17 protein-coding genes are annotated in these 20,304 nt (G+C 53.1%); 4 read left to right on the top strand and 13 right to left on the bottom strand.

Translation table 11 applies throughout. The features are described 5' to 3' along the window. Positions 1-17: 17 nt before the first annotated feature. Entirely contained in the window at positions 18-386 is a 369-nt protein-coding gene (locus M0651_RS19350) for a thioredoxin family protein (protein ID WP_248553367.1), read from the bottom strand. Positions 387-531: 145 nt separating this feature from the next. On the opposite strand from M0651_RS19350, the gene M0651_RS19345 reads away from it, so the two are divergent. Beyond that, positions 532-1,827, top strand: coding sequence for a DUF2515 family protein (locus M0651_RS19345; RefSeq protein WP_248553366.1), 1,296 nt, complete (start codon positions 532-534; stop codon positions 1,825-1,827). 308 nt (positions 1,828-2,135) lie between these two features. Here the strand turns inward: M0651_RS19345 and M0651_RS19340 are convergent, their stop codons facing one another. The 12 genes from M0651_RS19340 to M0651_RS19285 form a co-directional block, all read right to left on the bottom strand. After that, a complete protein-coding gene (locus M0651_RS19340; protein WP_248553365.1) occupies positions 2,136-3,764 on the bottom strand; it encodes a putative polysaccharide biosynthesis protein in 1,629 nt (542 codons plus the stop codon). 51 nt (positions 3,765-3,815) lie between these two features. Further along, on the bottom strand, positions 3,816-4,301 hold the full coding sequence (locus tag M0651_RS19335) for a DUF456 domain-containing protein (RefSeq protein WP_248553378.1): 486 nt from the start codon (positions 4,299-4,301) through the stop codon (positions 3,816-3,818). A gap of 10 nt (positions 4,302-4,311) precedes the next feature. Next, complete coding sequence (locus M0651_RS19330; RefSeq protein ID WP_372491018.1) at positions 4,312-5,055, bottom strand: Cof-type HAD-IIB family hydrolase; 744 nt, start codon at positions 5,053-5,055, stop codon at positions 4,312-4,314. 183 nt (positions 5,056-5,238) lie between these two features. Beyond that, the gene (locus M0651_RS19325; protein WP_248553364.1) at positions 5,239-6,087 is read right to left on the bottom strand and encodes a prohibitin family protein; all 849 of its coding nucleotides are present in this window, start codon (positions 6,085-6,087) and stop codon (positions 5,239-5,241) included. Positions 6,088-6,251: 164 nt separating this feature from the next. After that, the gene (locus M0651_RS19320; protein ID WP_248553363.1) at positions 6,252-7,133 is read right to left on the bottom strand and encodes a metal ABC transporter permease; all 882 of its coding nucleotides are present in this window, start codon (positions 7,131-7,133) and stop codon (positions 6,252-6,254) included. Continuing rightward, entirely contained in the window at positions 7,134-8,087 is a 954-nt protein-coding gene (locus M0651_RS19315; protein ID WP_248553362.1) for a metal ABC transporter permease, read from the bottom strand. Between the two features lie 6 nt (positions 8,088-8,093). Beyond that, on the bottom strand, positions 8,094-8,852 hold the full coding sequence (locus M0651_RS19310) for a metal ABC transporter ATP-binding protein (protein WP_248553361.1): 759 nt from the start codon (positions 8,850-8,852) through the stop codon (positions 8,094-8,096). Positions 8,853-8,876: 24 nt separating this feature from the next. Further along, a complete protein-coding gene (locus M0651_RS19305; protein WP_248553360.1) occupies positions 8,877-9,851 on the bottom strand; it encodes a metal ABC transporter solute-binding protein, Zn/Mn family in 975 nt (324 codons plus the stop codon). Positions 9,852-10,063: 212 nt separating this feature from the next. Next, positions 10,064-12,064 carry a peptidoglycan D,D-transpeptidase FtsI family protein gene (locus M0651_RS19300; protein ID WP_248553359.1) on the bottom strand — a complete coding sequence of 667 codons (2,001 nt, stop codon included), beginning with the start codon at positions 12,062-12,064 and terminating at the stop codon, positions 10,064-10,066. 109 nt (positions 12,065-12,173) lie between these two features. Beyond that, the gene (locus M0651_RS19295) at positions 12,174-14,267 is read right to left on the bottom strand and encodes a peptidoglycan D,D-transpeptidase FtsI family protein (protein ID WP_248553358.1); all 2,094 of its coding nucleotides are present in this window, start codon (positions 14,265-14,267) and stop codon (positions 12,174-12,176) included. Between the two features lie 315 nt (positions 14,268-14,582). Further along, the gene (locus tag M0651_RS19290; protein ID WP_248553357.1) at positions 14,583-15,743 is read right to left on the bottom strand and encodes a transglutaminase domain-containing protein; all 1,161 of its coding nucleotides are present in this window, start codon (positions 15,741-15,743) and stop codon (positions 14,583-14,585) included. A 37-nt stretch (positions 15,744-15,780) separates the two neighbouring features. Continuing rightward, positions 15,781-16,224, bottom strand: a complete 444-nt coding sequence (locus tag M0651_RS19285) for a hypothetical protein (protein WP_248553356.1) — start codon at positions 16,222-16,224, stop codon at positions 15,781-15,783. Positions 16,225-16,562: 338 nt separating this feature from the next. Between M0651_RS19285 and M0651_RS19280 the strand changes: the two genes are divergently transcribed. The 3 genes from M0651_RS19280 (at position 16,563) to M0651_RS19270 (ending at position 20,252) form a co-directional block, all read left to right on the top strand. Further along, positions 16,563-17,732, top strand: coding sequence for an MFS transporter (locus M0651_RS19280; protein ID WP_248553355.1), 1,170 nt, complete (start codon positions 16,563-16,565; stop codon positions 17,730-17,732). A 145-nt stretch (positions 17,733-17,877) separates the two neighbouring features. Next, positions 17,878-18,003, top strand: coding sequence for a sporulation protein YjcZ (locus M0651_RS19275; protein WP_248553354.1), 126 nt, complete (start codon positions 17,878-17,880; stop codon positions 18,001-18,003). Positions 18,004-18,173: 170 nt separating this feature from the next. After that, a complete protein-coding gene (locus M0651_RS19270; protein ID WP_372491017.1) occupies positions 18,174-20,252 on the top strand; it encodes a serine hydrolase domain-containing protein in 2,079 nt (692 codons plus the stop codon). The last annotated feature ends 52 nt before the right edge of the window (positions 20,253-20,304 follow it).

The raw sequence follows: 20,304 nt of genomic DNA, 5'->3' as shown, positions 1-20,304 counted from the left end.
AGGAATATAACGGATGTTTACAAGGTATCCCGTGTTTCCGGCGTATCATGAAGCGTGTGATAGACGTCTAATGCTTGGTTCAGGAAATTCTCGATTTCCTCGCGGGACTTGCGCAATTTGTTCACGAATCGGACCAGCTCACGGCCGTCAGTATAGGCGACAAAGCTTGGAATTCCCAGAATGTTTTGCTCCTGGCTGACATCCCCCACTTGGTCGACATCCACCTCGATCAACGTTAACCGCCCCGCGTATTTCTCTTCGACATCAGGCATAAACGGATCTATAAATTTGCAATCCCCGCACCAGTCGGCTTTGAACACCGCTACGATCAGGTTGCTGGATTGGATGCTGACTTGAAACTCTGCGGGAGACGTTATTTTTTTCATAAGGCAACCCTTCCTTTCCTTCAGGTACTTCTAGTCAACCAAAGACGGGAGTGGAAGTCAAATGTTTCGGACATACTAATACGGTATTATGCCTTATGGGCCGCCAATTATTCGCAGTTCGGGAAGAAGGGAGGGCGGAACCACCATGAGTGATCCCCGCCAGACCAAAGGGAAGGCTATCAGTTTGCGGAGATTGATGTTCCGCCTGCCCGCCGCTTTATCGTCCATGCTCCGAAGCAAAACCGCCTCCCTCTCCGATTCGTCCCGAATGCGGAAAGAGACGGTTTCTTTAGGTTGGAACGAAGCGTCTGCCCGAACGGTGATTACCGAGATCGAAGAGCAGCTGCGGCGCGCCTCGACTTCTAGACCCGCGCCGGCAGGGGAGGACTACAGTGCCGAGGATTTACGGCTTGCCGAATCCATCGCTGAGGAAACCCGCTTGGCTGGGGCAAGCAATATCAGCAGAACCGCGGCTTACCTCGCCTGCTACCAAGCCTGCCCGGAGCTGCATTGGGCTTTTCTCGCGCACATGGTCTCGCGGAATGCCGGCTGGAACATGACGGATCTGCATAGCAGCCGAATCGCCGATGTGGTTGACGCTGAGGAGAAGCGGCTGACCTATCGGTTTCTCGAGCGCAGCAACGCTTTGATCTTCCAGGACGCTTATCCGCAGCTAAGGTTGTACATGAAGAGCCGGGAGCTTGGCGCCAGTCGGTTCCATTTGCTGCCTTATTTTCACGTATCCGGGTTTATGCGCCCGTTTTGGGAACGATTCTGGATCGACCGCGGCAGCGCCTTACTCACCATTGGCCTCATTATTAACGAGCAGAATTATATCGAGAAACGCGTCGTACGCCACCCCTACTTCCAGAAACACGTCACGGGTAAACTGAACTTTCGCCTGTTCAGCCTAACCGGATTAAACCAGGTGGTGTTCCCGCTGAGTGAACAGGCGGGGGAGGGGGCTGCCGGGGAAGAGATGCGCCGCCTCGCGGGGCGCACGGTCTCCGACTTCGGCAGCCTGCCGGCCCGCATCGCGTTAGGCAAGAGCCTATACGCGATGCTGATGGGCTACCGCGCCGTGCGGAGCGGCGCGGAGCGGTTCGCCGCGAGCGTGCCGCACAGCGGCTCGCGGGCGGACTATTGGCCGGAATTGTTCACGGCCAATTTAGAAGAAGCTCTGACCGCCAAGGTGCAGGGGTCAGAGCTTCTGGAGCAGGAGACGCTGCCGCCGGGCCAGCGTCTCTACAGCCCCAAGCTGCTAAGCGCTTGGGGCGACACCGCCTATGAGCAAATCTCCCGGGAAGATTGGCTCAAGGATACTCGCGCGCTGGACGGCATCAGCGCGCCGAAGGCGCCGTTCCTGTGCGACATCAGTCGGTCGCACAGGAACGGCATCCTCGAGACCGCATTAGTGCACGATGCGGTCGAGGACCACTGACCCGCAGGGCGTTCGGGTCGCCCTGGTCGCCTTGGGCGCCTCCTCTGATCGGCCCTTTACACCATTATCCCGTATAATCAGGGCACTGATTATTAAGGAAATTTGGAGTATCCCAACAGCAACATCTTCCTCACTGAACCAAAAGGATAATGGTGTGAATGTGTCATGCGACTCCCAACACCTGAATCAAAGGGATAATCGTATGAGTGTACCATACGACGACTCCCTGACCTGAACCAAAGGGATAATCGTGCAAAGGCGGCATTGGGGAACCTGCTAGAGGGGGCTAGGGTAGGCTATGCGAATCATTACCCTACTTGCCGCCCACCCCTCTGCAACCGCATCAATGGAGACAACACCTTGCGCAGCGGCGCCGGATAACCGGCCAGCTCGTCCTTCCGGACGACGCGCAGCGCAATGAGAAGAATCGGATATAGCGCGACAACCGCTACGCCAACGATGCAGCAGGTCAGGAAGAAGGCGACACGCGCCGGCATCAGATCCACCATTTGGATCCCGGCCTGATTCAGGCCGTAGCCGATTCCGGACAACGCAACAATCGTGACCAGGAACCCACCCCAGCGGCTTCCCATCAACGAGAACGGAACGATCTGCTTCATTGCCCGCACATTGAGCAGCGTGATCACGAGGAAGCAGAGCCCGGTTGCGATAATAATGCCGTAAATCCCCCAGAACTGAGCAAGCACATAGCTGGCCGCTAACTTCACAAGAATCCCGATCGCCACATGCACCATCGATAAATTGGCTTTACCTACTCCAAGCAGGATCGAGTTACTGGTCATCATGGTGATTTGGAAAATCGTCGCAAACGTCAGCAAAGCCACGATACTGCTGCCGTCTCGGGTACTGAACAACAGCCCGTTCACGGAATAAGCTGCCGTACCCAGCGCGAGGATGATCGGCATCCCGCTCAGCACCGCAACCCGCATCGCAAGCGTAACCTGACGCTGCAAATGCTCCTGATCCTTCCGAGCGTAAGCAGCCGAGATGATCGGCACCAGCGATTGGCTGAGCGCTATCGCTAGAATCGGCGGAATGCCGGCGATCATCTGCGCACGGTTCCCGAGAATCCCAAGGATGTAGGTGGCTTGTCCGGAGCCAATCTGTCCGGTGAGCAGCGGCTTCAAGATCGAGTTATCGATGAAGTTCACCGCAGGAACCGCCAGTGCGGTCAGCACAATCGGAATCGACAACTTGAAGATCTCCGCATAGATCCTTTTAAATGGCAGTCTCCCGGATTCCTTCTCCGCTTTCTCTTTCCCTTCGGTCTGGTCCTTCCGCGATAATTTCATGCTGTACACCAGCATGACGACCAATGCGGCTACCCCTCCGAGTACCGCACCAAACGTCGCGCCCGCGGCAATTTGCTCGCCGGAGTATCCCCAGTTAAACAGCAGGAACGCCAAAACAATGCCGGTAGCCACCCGCACGATTTGCTCGATTACCTGCGAAACCCCGCCCGCGATCATAATATTTCGGCCCTGTAAATAACCGCGAATGATCGCAATCAAAGGGAACAGCAGCAGCGCTGGGGCCAGCGCACGAATCGCTACAACCGATTCCGGAACACCAGAAGCCGCAGCGTAATAAGGTGCCAGGACAAACAGCAACACGAACATAACAACGCCCGCAGCGCCTGCAAATAGAAGCGCCGCCTGATACACGCGCCGAGCTTCCTCCGGTCGGTTCAGCGCATGCCGTTCCGACACCATTTTGCTCAAGGTACTTGGAATGCCGGCCGTTGCTAAAGTTAACAGCATGAAATAAGCCGCATTCGCTTGTGAATAAGACGCGTTCCCGATATCTCCTAGTATGTGCTCCAACGGGACACGCTGGAACAAGCCGAGCACCCTCGCGATCAGCGCAGCCCCCGCTAATATTAGCGTACCTTTAACAAACGATTCCTTCTTGGACAAAACCAATTCCTTCTTTCCCGCAATCCTGATGAGTGCTCTGTGAGATATGAATTAGAATGCGACGATCCAAATGATGAACACGACGATCATCACCAGCTGCAAAATCACCTTAACGACGATACTGCTAAACAAACCGACAACTGAGCCAACTCCAACCTTAAATGATTTCGACAGCGACTCACCCTTAATCAATTCCCCGATCATCGCACCAAGAAGTGGGCCCAATACCAAACCGAAAGCCGGGATCACGAACGGACCGACGATGATACCAATCGTGCTTAACCACACCGACAGCTTACTACCGCCGAATTTCTTGACGCCCCAAGCTCCCACCGCATAATCCGCCACCATCAGCACGACGACGATCAGCGTTTGTAACGTCCAGAAAAACCACCCAAACGGTTCAAAGGAGAAAAACCACCCGTACACGAAAAAGGCAAAATAAACGGCGAGCACCCCAGGCAACACGGGATACACCGCTCCGGCCATACCCACGGCAAACAGGGCAATCACCAGAATCCAGCCAAGTAGGGACAACGCCATTTTCTCACTCTCCCGTCAAAATATAATCCCGAATAATCCAAGCAATACCGTCTTCATTATTCGACGTGGTTACGACATCCGCCTTCTCCTTTACAGCTTCCTGCGCGTTGCCCATCGCTACGCCGAGCCCCGCAGCCTCGATCGCGGCCAAGTCGTTCAGACTGTCCCCAATCGCCACAACTTCGGACATCTCCAGCCCCAGCAGTCCGCAAACCGTGTCAATCCCGCTGGCTTTGCTGATTCCCTTCGGATTAATTTCCAGATTATGCGGCGACGAATTCGTAATTTCAAGACCGCCCATTTCCTGCAGCTGCTGCAAAATATCGCCCCTCACGGCGTCGTCCTCCGTAAAATAACCAAACTTCATCCAATGATTCCGTTCCAATAATCCCGGCTCCCAATTCGTTTCGTTATAGCTGCCTTCGACGGCGTAAGCCCAGAACCAGACCATCTTTTCCCGGGAAATGTCGTACATTCGCGAAACCAATGATCGATCCAGCAGCACTCGGCGGTGCAACTCATGCGGCGATTTCCAGACCTCACTTCCGTTCACCGTAATCATTGGCGTTCCCAGGTCCAGTTGATCGCCATAAGGAACCGCCTCCTTATACCCGCGTCCCGTTGACAAGCAGACATGGACTCCTGCGGCTGCCGCCTTACGAATCCAGCGTTCCGTCTCCGGTGTAATCTGATGCTCATCATTGAGCAACGTTCCATCCATATCGAGCGCCAATAGTTTGTATTTCAACAACAGACAGCTCTCCCATCCACATTGAAGTTCTTATTCTCTAAACAGCATACCGCCATTTTACCATAATCCTGGGTTCCGACAAAGCTCATAACGCCCCTTGAAACCGTCCCTGACCAAAGGAAAAGCCGCCCTTCTAGGGCGGCTTGATTCGGTTCAATTATTTATGAGGCGCCAAGGCAATTACCGCTGATTCGTCAGCGTCTGGATATCGATGAAAGGGGTGGCTCCGCCCGTGACTTGCGGGAGCTTGCCGTCCCATTTCTCCAGCGCTTTCTCTTGTACCTCGATCTGCTTCAGCTGTACCAGCTCCGCAGTAACCTCTTGCTTCTTCAGCTTAAGCGATTCCGCCTCAGCTTCGGCCTGAGCGATCTTCTGCTGCGCTTCGATCTGAATCCGCTTCAGGTCGTTGCTGGCTTTCAGGGCTTGCTGCTGAGCAACCTGCTTCGCTTCAATCGATTGGTTAAACGCGTCGGAGAATTTAAAATTGACGATATTAATTTCGTTAACGATCAGATCATATTTCGCCAGTCGAGCGGTCAAATGCTCGCTAATCTCCCCCGCTACGACGTCGCGCTTGGCGATCAAATCTTCAGCCTGGTAGCGTGCCGTCACTTCCTTGACGATCTCCTGCACGGCCGGGTTAATGATAACCACATCGAAATTTCCGCCGATATTGTTCATCAGATTGTAAGCCGAATCCTTGTTCACCGAATAGTTGACAGCGACATGCGTGGAGACCGGCTGCAAGTCCTTGGAGGAAGCGGTGGTGTCCGTTTCCGTTTTGGTGACCTGCGTATTCACCTGAATGACGGTTTGCATAAACGGAATTTTGAAATGCATCCCTGGAGATAAAGTATTGTCATTCAATTTCCCGAATGTTTTGTACAAGCCGACATGACCGTATTCCACCTGTGCGTAGCTGTTAGAACCGACAATGAGCACGACGATGACGATAATGGCCGTGGAAATCCATTTCCCCACGGGCGTGTTTTTCTTTGGATGTTGCTGTTGCTGTGTACCTGCCTCCATATGAATCCCTCTCCTCAAGTTGTTATGATCTGCCGGTTCACTTACCGGCTAACTTATATCAATAATACGGAGAAGAAGGCACTTGGTAGCAAAAACTTGACAAGAAAGTGTCACTTTCGATCCGGAAACCGCGTTTACTTCCGCTCGATTGAACTTACGATGCCTTAAACCGCTGCGGAGTTCAGTCGATTTCGTTTGCCAAACCGGGCGATCAGTCCATGCTTCGGAGAGCAAATAAACGCCAGCAGGAACAGGATGCCGGCTACCGTCACCATCGAACCGGCGATGGAAGCGTCCAGCCATTTGGCCGCGTAGTAACCGCCTGCTGCGCTAAGCACCCCGATCAGCACGCTGTACCCCAGCATGACGCTCAGCCGATCGGTCAGCAGATAAGCCGCCGAAGCTGGAATGATCAGCATACCGACAACCAGGATCGCGCCAACGCTCTCAAAGGAAGCGACCGTTGACAGCGAAACCAGCCCCATCAGTAAATAGTGGAACAATGCGACCGGAATCCCAACCGCTGCCGCCAGCGCAGGATCGAAGGCGCATAATTTAAACTGCTTGTAGAACAACAGGATTGCCGCCAGCACGAGGAGTAGCGTTCCTCCCAGCATCCATACGGCGACCGGCCCCATGTCGTAGCCGTTCCAAATCCAGGTGTCCCACTGCACGTAGGCAATTTCACCAAACAGCACGCAGTCCAGATCCAGGTCAATGTGAGAGGCGTTCCGGCTGATTAGAATTACGCCGACGGCAAATAATGCCGTAAATACAATGCCGATCGAGGCATCCGATTGCAGGCCGCTTTGCTGCAAAGCCTGAATCAAGAATATCGTGATCAATCCCAGCACGGCCGCTCCGATGAGCATCAATAACGAGTCTCGCGAGCTGCTTACTAGAAAAGCGATAGCAATCCCCGGCAAAACCGAGTGACTGATCGCATCCCCGACCATGGCCATTTTCCGCAAAACCAGAAAGCAGCCCAATACTCCGCACGTTGCGGCCACCAGTGTACCGGTCAATATAATCCAAAAATCCGCCATTTATTCCGTCCCCCTTTCTACCATGTTCCCCGTTTGTCGGATCATCGCCAGCTCCGCGGGATGCTGTACCTCGCTGCGGCCGCGCCAGCGGCGCACCCATTTCGCCAACAGCCCCCGATTCGGCGCAAACACGGCGGAGACAACGAACAATGCAGTTGCCGCTAGTACCGTGACCGGACCTGTCGGCAGATTCGATAGGGTCGAACTGATCAAGGTTCCGGTGACCCCCGACAGCGCCCCGAATACACCGGCCAACATGACCATGATTCCCAAAGCATCGGTCCAGTACCGAGCGGCAACCGCCGGTGTAATCAGCAAGGCAGCCACCAGCACGACCCCCACAGCTTGAATCCCCACGACGACCGCTACGACGGTCATGAGCAAGAGCAATTGTTCCAGGAAAGCTACCTTAAGTCCCATGCCCCTCGCAAAGTTGGGATCAAAGCTTACTAACTTAAATTCTTTGAAGAGCAAAGCGCAGACTACGATCAACAGGACGGAAACGGTACCCATCAGATAAACGTCCGTGAGCATCATGGAGGCCGCCTGGCCAAACATGTATTTATCCAGGCCGCTTTGGTTCCCATTGCCGCTGTGCTGAATCTTCGTCAACATCACGATTCCGATCCCGAAGAACACCGATAGCACAATGCCAAGCGCCGCGTCTTGCTTTATCCGCGTATAACGAGTGATTGCGGATATTCCAAACGTCGCCGCCATCCCGGCAAGGATTGCGCCTAGCATAAACAGCCCCACTGATTTGACACCGCTTAGCATAAACGCGATGCAAATTCCCGGCAACGCAGCGTGCGCCAGCGCATCTCCAAGCAAGCTTTGCTTGCGAAGATAGGTGAAGGATCCGATAACGCCGCTGCCTAAGCCTAGCAGCAAGGACCCCATCAAAATCCACTGCAGGTTCGGATCGGTAATCCATTGCCATAATGTCGTAAACATCGTTGATCACACCTTCCCTGCAGGCACAGCGCTAAAATCCGCCAGCATAGCGATTCTTCCGCCATACGTCTGATGCAAATGATCCGGTGTAAACGTCTCTCGGGTGGGTCCTGCGGCAATCAATTCACCGTTTAACAGCAGAACATGATCGAAATACTCTTTGACCGTGGATAAATCGTGGTGCACGACCAGAACCGTTTTTCCTTGCTCCTTCAATTCGTGCAGCAAGGCGATGATCGCCTTTTCCGTGGTGGCATCCACGCCGGCAAAGGGTTCATCCATAAAATACACCTGCGCATTTTGCGCTAGCGCCCGTGCCAGAAACACCCGCTGCTGCTGACCGCCGGACAGCTGGCTGATCTGACGGCCGGCATACTCCGCCATCCCTACCTTAGCCAGACATTCCATGGCGATCTGCCGCTCCTTGGCCCCCGGACGGCGGAACCAGCCAAGCTGGCCATAACGCCCCATCATCACTACATCCAGCGCATGGGTAGGGAAATCCCAATCAACCGATTCGCGCTGGGGCACATATCCGATTAGCTTGCGTTGTTCCCGGTAGGAGCGACCGTAGATGCTAACTTCACCGTCCAGAGTCGGAAGCAGCCCTAGCACCGCCTTTAACAGCGTGGATTTCCCCGCTCCGTTTGGACCGAGGATCCCAATCAACTGGCCCTCCGGTATTTGAAAAGATACCGATCGCAACACCGGCTTTTTCTGATAAGCCACCGTTAAGCGGTTGACTTCAAGCGGATATCCGTTCATCTCTGTTCTCCCTTTCTGGATTGATTATTTCAACGCCTCAACGATGGTGTTCACATTATGCCGGACCATATGAATGTACGTGTCCGCCCCGGATCCGGCTTCCCCCAAGGAGTCGGAATACAGCTCGCCGCCAATTTCGACGGTATGCCCTAGCTTAGCGGCTCCGGCAATGACGGCCTCCATCGATTTGGTGGGAATACTTGATTCCACGAATACGGCTTTGATCTTGTTTTCGACCAAGAAATCACGAAGCTTGGCGACGTCCTTCGAACCGTATTCCGCTGCAGTGCTGATCCCCTGTAATCCCATCACCTTGATCCCGTAGGCATCACCGAAATAGCCAAACGCATCATGTGCCGTCACCAGAACCCGATCCTGTTCAGGAATTTCAGCGATACGTTCCTTCACTTCCGCATCGAGCTTCTCCAGTTCCCCAATGTACGCCTCGGCATTCTGGCGGTAAACTTCCGCATGGTCCGGATCGTAGGAGGACAACGTATCACGAATAGTTTGCGTAGCTGCAATCCAGTGCTGGACATTAAACCAAATATGCGGATCGTATTGCGTGCCGCCGGCATTTGCTCCGGAGCGCAATACCGCTGGATCAATATCCTTTGAAACCGCCACGGTCCGCTTCTTGTGTTCCAGTTTCTCGAAAATTTCCGTCATTTTCCCTTCCAAATGCAGTCCGCCGTAAAACACAACCTCCGCGTTATCCAGCTTCTCGATATCCCCCTGCGATGCCTTGTATAGATGCGGGTCCACTCCCGGACCCATCAGACCGTTCACCTCGACCTGCTCGCCGCCAACCTCCTGGACGACATCTGTAATCATCCCGATCGTAGCCACCACCTGTACCGGTGAATCGACCGCGGAATCCCGAACTTGATCCGCCTGACCTTCCACTTTCGAGCAAGCGGCCAATACGATTAACGCCAATACGCCAAGCGTCATTTTGGCCCTCTCTAGCGGGCTTTTCTTCACCTTGAGCTCATCCATGTTCGCTTCTCCCCTCCTAGAAATCAATAATGTTGTACAAGTAAACACTTGTTTGCTTAGACTTTGTTTTTTAGTTTAATTTAAAAATGTTTCCTTAGTGCAAATTTTAAGCAAGGGATTACCAAAAAGCAAGGAAAATTTCCTGGGTATCCAAAAAAAATTTCTCGCAAAAAAAGCCCCGCTCAGCGAACAGGGCCATCATCTCGAATCGATTATTTTGGGGGAGGACCGGTCAACCCGTATTCCCGATCATACGCATCGAAGATTTTGCGAGCGACCGGAGCGCCGCTATGAGCGCCAAATCCGCCTTCGGGGATGACGACCGCCACCGCCAACTTCGGATTTTCCCGCGGCGCAAACGCAATAAACACCCCATTTTCCAATAGCTCATCTTTGTAAGCTTGCTCCGAGGTTCCCGTCTTGCGGGCAAAATCGTAGAGAAACCCAGCAAAGGCGCTAACATCTGTCCGCATGCCGCCGATAACTTCATCCCAGAAGGCCTCGTTCATTTTGATTTCGTTCAGCACCTGGGGGGTGAATTCCAGCACCATGTTTCCCGAGTCATCGGTCATTTTTTGCACGAGCCTGGGCTGCATGCGTTTCCCCCGATTCGCCAAGGTTGCCGTATATTGCGCCAGCTGCATCGCTGTATATTTGCCTTGTTGTCCAAATGAGGCGTAAGCTAAACGGGACAGCGACGTTTGCGTTTCGTCATTGTACTCCAATGTCCCCAAATACTCGCCAGGTAAATCTATTCCCGTAGAGGTGCCTAACCCAAACTGCTTCATATAGTCGTCCCAAATCTCGATGCCATTGGCGCGGTATTTGTTATAGAGCTTCTCCCCGACCATATCGACCATAAATGCGTTAGACGAGTAACGAATGGCCAGCCCGGGATCGATGGAACCGTAAATATGGTTTGAGGAATTTCGGACTCTCGCCGAATCGTTGCGTCCGAAATAAGCCACTCCGCGGTCGGTATACTTCGTTTGGGTCGTAAACAGCTTTTCGTTCAGCCCGATTAGTACGGACAACGGTTTAATTGTGGAACCCAGGTAGACTGTCGATTCGAACTCATGGCCCGAACGTCCGGAGCTGTATGGCGTGATGGTCCCGTTTTTGTAGTTCTCCCGGATTTTCTCGAACTCCCGAGTATCCATACTACCGGTTTGCCATAAATTCGTATCGTAATCGGGCATGCTGGCCATCGCGATCACGTTGCCCGTATCAACCTCCATCGCTACGGCATACCCCGTCTGGGCGTAAGGATGCACCTTCCCGGAGACAGGGTTCTGGCGAACCCACTGGATTTGGTCCAGAATCGCTTGTTCCGCCGCCAGCTGCACCTTCTTGTTCAGCGTAGTATGCAGGTTGTAACCCTTCACCGGAGGAATGATTTCAGCTACGCCATTCGCCATATTGCGCGGATCGATCGGCACCCGTTTGTATCCGTTTTTGCCGCGCAACTCCTGTTGATAGTACATCTCCAGACCGTCGAATCCGACGAATTCGTCTTCCGTATACTGCAGTGCCGGATCGGAGTCCCGACTCTCCCGGATCGGCTTATACCATTCCAAATCGTACGTGGACCTGTACTTCTTAAGATAACCGACCGTTTGTACCGCTACCAGGTCCGGATCGTAATGGCGTACCGAATCCTCGATAATGTCTAACCCCGGAAACTCGCTTTTTTGCGACAAAAAAAACGCGACTTCCTTCTCGGTCAACTCGCTTTTGATCCTGCGGGGAACAAATCCGCCGCCAAAGCGGAATTGGAGATCCATCGTCTCGAGAATGGCTTCCTCCGTCATTTTACTCGCAGGATCCCCATACGTATCGAAAGCCTTCTTCAGCTCATGGGCCAAAGCCTTGGCCTCCGCCAGATTTGCTCGGCCTATTTCGGTTGCCGGATCGTAGTTGCTCTTCTGCAGGGTCAAATACAAGGATTGTACCGGCGTCGAATAAGCCAGCTTCTCTCCTCCCGCCGCCAGGATCGAGCCTCGAACCGGTGGCACCGGCACCTCCCGAACCCTCATCCTCGTTTCTTCCTTGGAGAGCGTTGGCCCTTCCACAAACTGCATGATCGCAAGCCTTACGATGATGATCGTGAATATGGTAAATGCGCTGAAGAAGAAAAGATTCAATCGAATATGGAAATGACGCCGCATGGAAGCCTGCTGTTCTTGAGGATCCTCGGAAACGTATCTACTCATCTGATTTCCTTCCCGCCTCTCACCACTTGATCAACTGGGGACCCCGGGAATCAAAAAAAGCGACCTTCTCAACATCATGTGAAAAGGTCGCTGCTGTTCAAATATTCAGTTAAGGGTTGGTTTGATTCCCGGTTTGATTCCCGGTTTGATTCCCAGATTGATTCCCGGTTGGGTTGTTGCTAGATTGCTGTTGGTTTTTCGTTTTCTTCGGCACACCGTCCAGGCCGTATTCCTGATCGTACGCATCGAAAATTTTACGAGCAACGGGCGCGGCACTGTAGGCACCGAATCCTCCCTCTGGAATGACGACAGCGACCGCCAGCTTCGGGTTCTCCCGCGGCGCAAATGCAATAAATACGCCGTTATCGCGATTGGCACCGTCCGCCCATTGCTCCGAGGTCCCGGTTTTTCTGGCGAAGTCATAAGGGAACCCCGAGAAGGCAAAGGAAACTTCGGTCTCCATTCCGCCGATAACCTCTTTCCAATAAGCGTCGTTAAATTTGGCCTCATTGAGAACCACCGGCTTGAATTCCTTGACGATATTGCCGTCGGTATCGGTGATTTTGCTGACGAGATGCGGTTCCATGCGTTTCCCTCTCGTAGCCAAAGTCGTCGTATATTGGGCGAGCTGCATCGCGGTGTATTTCCCTTGCTGTCCAAAGGAAGCATAGGCAAGTCGGGATAATGCCGTCTCCGATTCATTTGTATACTCGAGTTTGCCTAAATATTCATTTGGCAGATCCACACCGGTCGAAATCCCCAGGCCAAACTGCTTCATGTAGTTATCCCAAATCTCAATTCCTTTTGAACCGTATCTGTTATACAGCTTCTCACCGACCATATCAACCATAAACGTATTCGAGGAATGACGGATTGCGCTCGCCGGATCGATTGAACCGTAGGCGTGTCGTTGCGAGTTGCGCACGCTAGCAGAATCATTTCGCCCGAAATAAGCGATCCCGGAGTCATGATAATACGTACTGGTCGTAAACAAACCCTCATTCAATCCGATCAAAACCGACAAGGGCTTGATGGTGGAACCTAACAAAATGACAGACTCCATGTTATGCCCCGAACGTCCGGAACTGATTGGCGTGATCGTACCGTTCTGGTAATTGGAAGAGATATTCGTCCAGTTGTCCGCAGATACCCCGCCGGATTGCCATACGTTGGTATCATAGTCCGGCATACTGGCCATAGCCACAACGTTGCCGGTTTCCACTTCCATCGCAACGGCATAACCGGTTTTGGCGTTCGGATGGACCTTGCCGGATACCGGATGGGTATGCACCCATTCGATCTGATCGAGAATTGCCTGCTCCGCAGTCATCTGGATGTTCTTGTTGATCGTCGTGTGTAAGTCATGCCCTTTTTCCGGAGGCGTGATTTCAGCGATCCCGGTAGCCATATTCCGTGGATCGATCGGTACGCTCTTATACCCGTTTTTCCCACGGAGCTCGTCCTGATAATACAGCTCCAGGCCGTCATAACCGACGTCCTCGGTTTCCGTGTACTGCATCGCCGGATCATCATTGTTCGATTCTCGAATCTGCTTGTATTTATCAAGCGACGTAGAGGCGCCTTTATATTTCTTAATATATCCGATCGTTTGAACAGCTACCGTATCGGGATCGTAATGGCGAATACTTTCCTCCACAATGTCGATTCCCGGAAAATCACTTTTCCGTTCCAGGAAGTAAGCGACTTCCGCAGCCGTCAGATCGATCTTGATCCGGCGCGGTGTAAATCCGTTATTTTGCCGGTAATCGAGGTCCATCGCTTTGATGATTTCCTCTTCGGTCATTTTCGTGTCCGCCGTACCGAATTTATCAAAAACCTCCTTCAGCTCCTTGACCAAAGCCAAAGCCTCAGGACGATTGGTTTTCCCCTTTTCCGTTGCGTTGCTATAATCCTTCTGCAGCGTGATGTACAGCGATTGGACCGGCGTGGAGTAGGCTAACTTTTCACCTGCTGCTGCATAAATCGTTCCGCGCGTTGGCGACAGCGGCACGTCCTTGACCCGCAAATTGCTCTCCTGCTGGGACAATGTCGGCCCTTCCACGAACTGTAATATTGCGAGACGCACAATGATCACGGTGAATATGGCAAAAGCACTAAAGAAAAACATGTTCAACCGGATATTAAAATGGCGCTGCATAGCAATTTCCTGATCTTGCGGATCTTTAACATAAGTGCTTTTCAAGGTGTTCCCCTACTTTCTATCCCTTAAATCATTTAGCTCGTTGACAACCTACTCTATAGTATCATAACGAAATAAGGCGCGGTGAAGTTACACCCCGTTTCCAGTAATTTTCGTCGGGTTCGTCAGGTTTACTTGTAATGAAGTTCAAAAAATCAGGTTCTCAGCACCAAGAAGGTTGGATGAAGCAGGGACCGAGTAGCGCAGCGTAGGTAAGCCTACGTGAGCACACGGAGGGACCGGCTGAATTCAAGATTCGATGCCGATTACGCTTCAGAGCCTGCACTTCGTGATCAGAACCTTATTTTTTGACAACCTCTAGATGAGTTTGTCGGGGACGTGGGTTTCGTTGAACGCCGGCGGATTAAACCAATCGCCACTCTTGGCCCAAGTGGAATCAAGCGGGACCCAAGTATTTTTCTCAGGCAAAAACACCTCGTTCCAGGCATGAGGCCCGTACCCGCCTTGTCCGTCGTAACCTAGACCGGTCACGACCTTCACCTGAAGCCCCTGGGATCTGGCCATCAAAGCATAGAGCCGAGAATAATCGATGCAGACCCCACGCTTGGTATCAAACGTCATTTGCGGCGTTTGCTCGTGCCAGATCCCCTTTTCCTCATAGTCTTTCACTTTATCGTAATCATATGACACCCGCGTCCCAACCCAGTCGTACAACCGGCGCGCCTTCTCCTCGTCCGTATCGGCCCCTTTGGCAATTTCCGCCGCGGCCAACTCGATGGAATCCGGGATGTTGGCATCAATGACTTCATATTTCTGCTGTAGAATGCTGCCAAGCTCCGCTTCTACACTCCGGGTAAAGACCGGCAGCTTCTCCTTAATCAAATTGCCGGTGAGCGGCTCGATTACCGTCCTCGCCCCTTGCTGGTAAACCGGGGAGGCTTCCACGTAACGGCTGAACCCGCTGTTCGGGTTCACCGTCACAACGATAAACAACAAGGCAATCAGCATCAGACAGCGCGCCGCTCCGATAACCGCCCCGATCCCCGCACCGGTCAAACGGCTGAGCAGGGAAGCCGGACGATCCCCACCGGAGAATAGCCAGCCGAACAGGCCGCTCCCTCCTCGGAAGAACAACATCGCAAATCCTGCCAAGGTGCGTATCAACCAATACAGCAGGAGGAATACAACCGCAAACCGCATCAGCGGAAAATCCCGTATCGCCATGATCAGCGTATACAGAACTTGCTCCCACCGAGCTAGCTCCCGTTCCGGAAGCGGCAGCGCCGACAGCCAAACCTGAGCCTTCGGCGACACCCACATTGTTAAAGGGATGGCTACTGCGATGCCGATCAGAGATAACACGCCGCCGCTAAGCAACGCGAACAGACGCCCGGCTGAGCGGGAAGCACCGCGCACCAAACCCTGCAGCACCGAACCCAGCAACACAACCAACAGCAGCACCGTGATCCAATTATATTCGCTTAAGGTTTGCAGTAATGTCGTCATGTCCAGCTTCATGAAATCCTCCGTTCAATCTGGGTGATCGTTGTCTTCTTTATTGGGAATTACGTTTGGCTTCCTGGATAAATGCCTCCAACGTGTCGTTCATCGACCATTCACCCAAGGAGACCCCGCGGAACGATACCTTTACTTTATCGCTGCCCGCTTGTCCGACAACCTCCAAGTTTGGAGTTGTAATCGTAAAGGTACCGTCGGAATTTTGCGTCAGCTCGGCTTCTTTCGCTTCATTTTTCATCATGTTCAACACTTCGGTTTTGCTGATATCGAGAGCTTGTTCCTTAACCGTCGTTACCGCATCCCCGATGTCTTTCATCGTGATACCGCTGTAAATGATGATAAATGCGGCGATGACCAGGACCAACGCCCATTTCACAACCGTTCTTACGAAATTTAACACGAGGAAAAGAATGACCAAGGCGACGACGATCACCAGCCAGTTTTCCTGCAGAAATTCGGTCCATACCTGTACATCAAACATGATGAAACCTCCACCTTTGATTTCCTTAATTTTAATTCAATCCCATTATACATGATGGCCCAAGGCGATGTCAGCTTAACCCCGGCCCGGTCACTGCTTCGTGACGGAAAGCCGAAGAGGCTTTTCAGCACCGAGAAGGTTGGATGAAGCTAAGGACTGAGTAGCGGAGCGTAGCTGGAAGCTACGTGAGCAACGGAAGGCCCGGCTGAATTCAAGATTCGACGTCGAATCGCTTCCGGGTATCCGCTTCGTGATGAAAAGCCGAGGGGGTAATAAGTTCGTCCTGGGGAGCGTACAAGTATATCAACGGTTCATTTTACGAAAAGGAGGGGCGACGCGTGAAAATCGCCTTCTGGCTGTATTTCTTTATGTTTCTGGCTTTCTTCGATCTGCACGCCCAGTACCCGATCCTGACTCCGTTCGCCTTGTCGCTCGGAGCCGCACCCACGTTCATTGGTTGGATGATGGGCATCTATGCGCTGACGCATCTGCCGGGCAATCTGCTTGCCGGCCAGGGCGTCGACCGGCACGGAAGCAAGAGGTACATGATCTTCAGCCTGCTGACCGCCGGGGGGATCCTGCTGATTCAGGCTCATGTCACCGAACCCTGGCAGTTGCTTGTGCTGCGCTCGATCAGCGGGTTCGTATTGGCCTTTTTGTCCCCGGCTTGCTTGGCAATGCTCGCCTCGCTGTCCAAGAATCCGGTGCAGCAGGGCAAGCTGATGGCCGGGCATGGGGTCATGCATACGGTCGCCTCCGTCGTATCGCCGGCCGCCGGTGCCTTCCTGGTCGCCCAATCCGGCTTTACGATCACGTTTCAGATGCTAGGCTTGCTGCTGATTTCGACGGGGATCATCGCGATTTTTACGATTAAGGAACCTCCCCGGATGCTTGCGGAAGGCCAGGCTAAATCGGGATCCGCCAAAGCGCAGGTGCCGGTCAAAATCAACGTGATCCCGCTGCGCTTTTATCTGCTGCCGCTTGCCGTGGCCTGCTCCCAGGGCATCTTGTTTTTCGAGCTGCCGCTGCAAGCCGGTGGGACCGAGGGCATCCTGCATACGGGCTTATATTTTTCCATTATCAGCTTGGGGGCGCTCGTGACGCTGTCGATGTTATTTCTAAGCCGCTATTCCCCTTATCTAAGAGCGGGCATCGGTATTTTGGGCATCGCCTTATCTTTCTTCGCCATGGCTGCATTGGATTTCATTCCGCTACCCGTCACGCTGTTTGCCTTGGGGATGGCCAAAGGAATGGTGTTCCCGGCCATCGCCTCCCTGTTTATCGATTTGAGCGGGGGGAAACGGCTCGGTACCGTTTTTTCGCTGCAATCGATCGCGATGTCGCTGGGTTCCTTTATCGGTCCGATTGCTGCGGGAGCGATCCACGGCTCGCATTCGCCTTACTTCCTAGCCTTCTTCGTGCTGATGCTTACCATCATTATCGTCCCGCCCAAAAAACACGCCGGAGCCCTCCCGCCCCCGGTTGGCGCTGGCACCGGACACCACTAAGCCAAGCTCTTGGACATCTGGGACAGGTGCCCCGGATAATTCATCCCGGCTGTTAGGCTGCTGCACAGGGCACGGGTTATGCTCCTACATAAGATAATCGTGTAGTAACCGATAACCGATCATGTTGAAAGCGGGGTGAACATAGATGGGCGGCGTTGACAATTGCGGACCGGGCCCGGTGGGTCCTGGTTACGGTTTCTGGACATCGACGGGGACGATCCTCGTGCTGTACATTTTGCTGGTAATCATCCTCCGTGCTCCTCTTTACTAATCTCTATAAACAATCCTGACCCCTGCACATCGGTCTGCCCTTCGGCAGGCCGTTTTGCATCTGCGCCGATCCTCTGCGCGGCATGTTTTCCATAATGTTCCGAAAAACATGAACCCTCCCATCCCCGTTAACGTATTAAATATGTATCTAATTATAGGGAGGGTTTTAGTTTGATGAAGAAACGAAACGCGCTTCTAGCCATCATCCTTGCGTTTACGCTGCTAATGCCAGCCGGGGTCATGGCAGACGAAGCGCCGCCAACCGGCAAAGCACCGCAAAGCTTGGATGAAATCGCCGCCGCAAAGGCCGCACTGCTCACCAGTACCTATGGAACAACCAGCGTCCAGTACGCATTGGTGGACAACGGGAAAATTATCGTCTCCGGAGAAGCCGGTAAGAACGATGCTGCAGGGAAGATCCCGCTGACCTCCGAAACGATTTACGGGATCGGTTCGACCAGCAAAATGTTCACGACCGCCGCTGTCATGAAACTGGTAGACCAAGGCAAAATCAACTTGGATACGCCTTTGGTAAATTACATAGCGGAGTTTAAGATGAAGGACGATCGGTATAAGCAGATCACGCCGCGCATGCTGCTTAACCATTCCTCGGGTTTGCAGGGATCCAGTCTCGCTAACGCCTTTTTGTTCGAGGATAACGACTCTTACGCGCATGATACGCTGTTCGAACAGCTGGCCGATCAATCCCTGAAGGCCAACCCGGGCGCGTATTCGGTGTATAGCAACGATGGATTTACGCTGGCGGAAATTTTGGTCGAACGCGTCAGCGGCCAGGATTTTACCGACTATATCCGGAAGGAATTCACCGGGCCGCTGGGCATGAAGCATACGCTGACGCCGCAGGACGAACTGGACGCAAGCAAGTTTGCCGCACTTTATGCGCTCGGGGTTCCGGAACAATTGCCGACCGAGACGGTGAACGTGATCGGAACGGGGGGCATCTACTCAACCGCGGAGGACATGGTGAAATTCGCCGCCTTGTTTACGGGCGAAGCCAAGCATATCCTGTCCGACCAGGCTGCTAACGCCATGGCTCAACCGGAATACAAGCGAGGCGTATGGCCGCAAGATGCCGACAACAGCTTCGATTTCGGACTGGGTTGGGATAGCATGAGGCTGTTCCCTTTTAGCGAATACGGGATCAAGGCGTTGGCCAAGGGTGGGGATACGCTCATGTACCATGCCGAGCTCGTCGTTTTACCGGAACAGAAAATGGCTGCGGCCGTCCTCTCCTCCGGCGGCTCCAGTTCGCTCAACCAGTTGCTCGCGAACGAACTGCTGCTCCAAGCGTTAAAGGATAAAGGAACGATTAAGGAACGGAAACCGGCCAAGTCGTTCGGCACGCCGGAAAAAGCGGCCATGCCGGAAGAATTAACCAAGTACAGCGGTTTTTACGGGGCAACGAACCAATTGTTCCGCATCGATGTGGCAAATGGCGAAATCAACGTATCTTCCCCGTTTGCACCTGGTGAATCCTTAGGACTTCCCAAGCTGGTTTATACGAAAGACGGCACTTTCGTCAGCGAAGACGGCTCGTTGAAGATCAGCTTCGTGAAGGAAAAGAACGGCCGCACGTATCTGTGGGAAAGACAATACGCCTCCGTTCCTGATCTGGGACAGACGGCTATTAATTTTTATTCGGCGGAGAAACTGGATGAGAACGCGATCTCACCGGACGTTGAGGCTGCTTGGAAGAAGCGCGACGGTAAACCTTATTTCCTGGTATCGGAAAAATACAGCTCCCTGGCCTACTTGGCGTCGCTGCCGATCATCCAAATTACTCGTACTGACAGCCTGCCCGGCTACGTGCTGGACAAACAAATCACAGGTCCCGATTCGCTGATGGGCAAACATCAAGTTCCTGGCACAGGCAGCCGCGATTCGGCGGAATTCCGTTTCTTTACCCAAGGCGGAAGTGAATACCTGGAATCCGCCGGGTCCTTGTACTTGAGCGTGGATCAAATCAAGGAACTGTACGCTGGCAAGAAGTCCTCGGTGACCTTGCGTCCGTCGGAACAGGCTCGCTGGTTTAGCATTCCAGCCAAAGCCGCCGGAAAAACAATCACCGTCGATGTACCGGCCAAAGCGTCTTTTGCGGTATATGATGCCTCTGGGGCTTGCGTGAGTTTCTCTGTAGTCAGCGGTAACAAGGGAGTCAAACTGCCAGAGAACGGGACGATCGTGTTTGTCGGAGACCCGGGAGCCCGTTTCGGAATTGAACTGAAATAACCTGAATTCAGCCCTTATCATTTTCATCCTTACTGTTTTGCATGAGATCCCC

The sequence above is a fragment of the Paenibacillus mellifer genome, from assembly GCF_023195895.1.
GTDB lineage: Bacteria > Bacillota > Bacilli > Paenibacillales > Paenibacillaceae > Fontibacillus > Fontibacillus mellifer.
This window is presented reverse-complemented; position numbering and strand designations above follow the sequence as displayed.

Bases quoted from the DNA above. Each gene is read 5' to 3' on its own strand.
- M0651_RS19290 (WP_248553357.1), bottom strand. From the start codon at position 15,743: ATGAAGCTGGACATGACGACATTACTGCAAACCTTAAGCGAATATAAT.
- M0651_RS19315 (WP_248553362.1), bottom strand. From the start codon at position 8,087: ATGTTTACGACATTATGGCAATGGATTACCGATCCGAACCTGCAGTGG.
- M0651_RS19305 (WP_248553360.1), bottom strand. From the start codon at position 9,851: ATGGATGAGCTCAAGGTGAAGAAAAGCCCGCTAGAGAGGGCCAAAATG.
- M0651_RS19325 (WP_248553364.1), bottom strand. From the start codon at position 6,087: ATGGAGGCAGGTACACAGCAACAGCAACATCCAAAGAAAAACACGCCC.
- M0651_RS19285 (WP_248553356.1), bottom strand. From the start codon at position 16,224: ATGTTTGATGTACAGGTATGGACCGAATTTCTGCAGGAAAACTGGCTG.
- M0651_RS19350 (WP_248553367.1), bottom strand. From the start codon at position 386: ATGAAAAAAATAACGTCTCCCGCAGAGTTTCAAGTCAGCATCCAATCC.
- M0651_RS19275 (WP_248553354.1), top strand. From the start codon at position 17,878: ATGGGCGGCGTTGACAATTGCGGACCGGGCCCGGTGGGTCCTGGTTAC.
- M0651_RS19345 (WP_248553366.1), top strand. From the start codon at position 532: ATGAGTGATCCCCGCCAGACCAAAGGGAAGGCTATCAGTTTGCGGAGA.
- M0651_RS19320 (WP_248553363.1), bottom strand. From the start codon at position 7,133: ATGGCGGATTTTTGGATTATATTGACCGGTACACTGGTGGCCGCAACG.
- M0651_RS19310 (WP_248553361.1), bottom strand. From the start codon at position 8,852: ATGAACGGATATCCGCTTGAAGTCAACCGCTTAACGGTGGCTTATCAG.
- M0651_RS19300 (WP_248553359.1), bottom strand. From the start codon at position 12,064: ATGAGTAGATACGTTTCCGAGGATCCTCAAGAACAGCAGGCTTCCATG.